The sequence below is a fragment of the Caballeronia choica genome (assembly GCF_001544535.1).
Classification (GTDB): Bacteria; Pseudomonadota; Gammaproteobacteria; order Burkholderiales; family Burkholderiaceae; genus Caballeronia; species Caballeronia choica.
The window spans coordinates 1-3,305 of record NZ_FCON02000333.1 but is presented as its reverse complement, the minus strand read 5'-3'; the positions used below and the strand labels follow the sequence as shown (position 1 = coordinate 3,305).

Below are 3,305 nucleotides of genomic sequence, written 5' to 3'. Positions count from 1 at the left end.
TCATGACCACACCTCACTTGTTTGCGCTTATCTCAAGCGTAACTCATTCGGGATGCTATGCAATGACTTATGCAGACGTTCCCTACTCCCTTCGCGTGTCCTACGATGTTGCCAAAGCTACGCCGCTGAGTCCCGAGCATGCCGAGGCACCAACGCGGCTTGGTCGCCAGATTGATGAGGTTTGCAAGGGTCAGCTTAGGAGGAGCCGACAGCCCGTTTTTGATGTCCTTGTGGCGTTGGCCGATGATTTGCAGGTCCAGCGTGAGCATCAAGGCGCTGCACCGTGCCGCCCGCGCGCGCTCAATGAGTCGCGCGATGAAATCTCGGTCACGCATCATATAAAGCTGGAACCAGAACGGCTTGGTTGTATTTGCGGCGACGTCCTCGATGGAGCAAATGCTCATCGTGGATAGCGTAAAAGGAACTCCGAATTTTTCTGCCGCGCGCGCGGCTAGGATCTCGCCGTCGGCATGTTGCATTCCGGTCAGCCCGGTCGGCGCGATCGCCACAGGCATTGCGACCTCTTGCCCGATCATTAGGGCGCGCGTGCTGCGACCTGCCATGTTGACGGCTACGCGCTGACGCAATTTGATACGCTGGAAGTCGCTTTCATTGGCACGATAGGTACTCTCGGTCCACGAGCCACTGTCGGCGTAGTCGTAGAACATGCGGGGCACACGCCGCTTCGCAAGAATGCGCAAATCTTCGATACAGGTGATGGTAGGCATGGTCTCTCTCGAGAGATCTACTGCGTTGACTAGTTAGCATCGAGCAACGGCTGGCCGTCGTTCACCGACTTATGTAAAGGGCGCGCTGCACTAGCTCCCCCTCCCAGGGCAGCGACCAGGTTCTCGGCAGCGAGTTACGCCAACCCTCCGGCGCGTGGACTCACTTGGCGGAGCCATATGGCGGGCCAGAACCATCTCCTCAAATCCTGCAAGGTGTCGACCGGCGGACCACGCGTCCATGCTCCCAAGCTTTCTGATCGTTGGCTCTCAATTCACTCAGCCAGCTACCTCAATCGATTCGCCTTTGCTATTTGCATTAGAACAATCATGGCATGACTCACGCCGCTGGCACATAGTGGCCTTCGATGCCCTCGGCCAACTGCGTCACGAGCCGGGTCATCGCAACCTTCGTGCGCCAGGCCACGTGCGGCGTCACGATCAGATCGGCTCTGCGATTGCGCAGTAGCGGGTGATCGGACGCGGGCGGCTCTTGTTCCAGCACATCGAGCGCCGCGTTGGCGATCAGTTTCCGATCGAGCGCTTCGATGAGCGCCGCTTCATCGATAATCCCGCCGCGTGCCGTATTCACGAGCGACGCCGTACGCTTCATCTGCTCGAATTCATCAATGCCGAAAAGGTGGCGCGTCTCGTCGGAGAGCGGGCAGTGCAGGCTGATCACGTCGGACTCTCGCAGCACTTCGTCAAATGCGGTGTAGTTGGGACGCAATGAAGCTGCGCCCTTGCGATCGGCGAAGAGCACGCGCATGCCGAATGCTTCGGCGAGTTGCGCGATGCGGTTGCCGCCATGCCCCGCGCCAACGACGCCGAGCGTCGAACCGTAGAGGTCTTCGACCGGGTGCAGTTCCGCATAGAACGTCGGCGAACCGCTCCAGCCGCCCGCGTAGATGTCGCGCCAATATGGCACGAGATTGCGGCGCAAGGCCATCATCAGCGCGAACGCGTGCTCCGGCACGGAGATCGTCGAATAGCCGACGCACGAAACGACGCCTATCCCGCGGCTGCGACACGTGTCCAGATCGAGATGATTGACCCCGGCGGCGGGCACACCGATCAGTTCGAGGTCAGGCAATTGATCGAGCGCTCCACGCAATAGCGCTACCTTGTTGGAGACCACGATCTGCGCGCCTTGGCAGCGTTCGACCACCTGTTCGGGCGCGGTCGACGGATATTCGATCCAGCGATGCGGGAAAGAGAACTCCGGCATATCGACGGAAAGCGTCGCGCGATCGAGAAAGACGATAGTTTTCACTTCCGACTCCAGTGCTTGTTGGATGCGGACAAGACGCCCGCTCGACGCTGGGACAGGCTGGGGAAGATGTGTGCAAGCGCGCGCCTGAGAACCACCACAGCTCGATACGTGTACCGCGCTGGGGTCTCGAGTTCATGTTCTCAGGCGATCGAGCGCCATGGAGGGCGACTTCAGCTTTCCTTTGAGTCGAGCGAGCGCCGATGTGCAAGCAATGCCATCAGCCGTCGATCGCGCCAACGACTGCGCGCTTCGATATCATCTTTCGAGAGCACCGCTCGGCGTTCTTCGTGGAGCCTCTGAATCGTCTCTGGCCCCCAAGCAAAGGGCACGCGTTCGGAAGCGATCGTGCGATAGGTGCCACCGTAGCGATCTGCATAGTCGGCGAGACCGCCAGGTGCGTTCAGATCAATCGTTTCGAACGGACCCATGAACGACCAGCGCATAGCAAGTCCATCCGACATCACTGTGTCAAGATCCGCCGCGCTAGCATAGCCTTGTTCATAGAGGCTCATCGCCTCGTCGAGAACTGCTCCCTGGATCCGATTGAGCAGAAATCCGGAAATCTCGTAATTCACGGTCACCGGCTTCTGGCCTGCGCGCGCGTAAATTTCGCGCGCTTTCGCGATAGCTTCCGGTGTGGTCCACGGCGCGCCGCACAATTCGACGAGCGGCACGAGCGAGGGCGGGTTCACCGGGTGCCCGACGAGGCATTGTGCACGCCCCGTGAGTTCTTCCGTAAACGCGGACGCAGGCAAACCCGAGGTGGAGCTAGCCAGCAAGGTGTCCGGCCTCGTCAATCGATCGAGCTCAGCAAATAGAGCTCGCTTTGCTTCGACGACTTCGCCGATATTCTCTTGCACAAGGACGACGTCGCGTACCGCTTCCGCGAGATCGGGACACGCTTTAACCCGCGCGACAATCGTCTCCACCGGTTCATCAATAAGACCGAAGCCGTTCAGATCCTCGACACTGTCGCGAATAGCTGAAACGGCGCCAGCGAGCATCTCGCTATTTGCGTCGTGAACATTCACGTTGAACCCGGCGCGGGCGAACACAATGGCCCAACCACGCCCAATACGCCCAGAACCAATAATTGCTATGCTTTCAATCGTCATAACAGTCTCCAAATTTTCCCAGTACATCGCTAGTTGGCCGCCGCGCCCGGCGTCGCGAGGCGATGCCGGAAGATCTCAGCAACCTCAGAAGTTTGTATCGCTGCCGCCCTTGAGTCCGAGCATCTGGCGTGCTTCATCCGGCGTTGCGATGTCGAGCGACAGTCCCTCGATGATCTGGCGGATCTTCACGAC

At 59.4% G+C, this 3,305-nt stretch carries 2 protein-coding genes and 2 pseudogenes; all 4 read right to left on the bottom strand.

Annotated features, from left to right (window positions below; genetic code table 11):
• Positions 1-74: 74 nt before the first annotated feature.
• Positions 75-728: pseudogene (locus tag AWB68_RS43405) on the bottom strand (alpha-hydroxy acid oxidase); the annotation flags it as partial.
• 337 nt (positions 729-1,065) lie between these two features.
• A complete protein-coding gene (locus AWB68_RS43400; protein WP_235028849.1) occupies positions 1,066-1,998 on the bottom strand; it encodes a D-2-hydroxyacid dehydrogenase in 933 nt (310 codons plus the stop codon).
• Between the two features lie 170 nt (positions 1,999-2,168).
• Positions 2,169-3,113: a 3-hydroxyacyl-CoA dehydrogenase gene (locus tag AWB68_RS43395; RefSeq protein ID WP_087650248.1), complete on the bottom strand. Its 945-nt coding sequence runs from the start codon at positions 3,111-3,113 to the stop codon at positions 2,169-2,171.
• 84 nt (positions 3,114-3,197) lie between these two features.
• Positions 3,198-3,305 (bottom strand): annotated as a pseudogene (locus AWB68_RS47770) (3-keto-5-aminohexanoate cleavage protein); the annotation flags it as partial.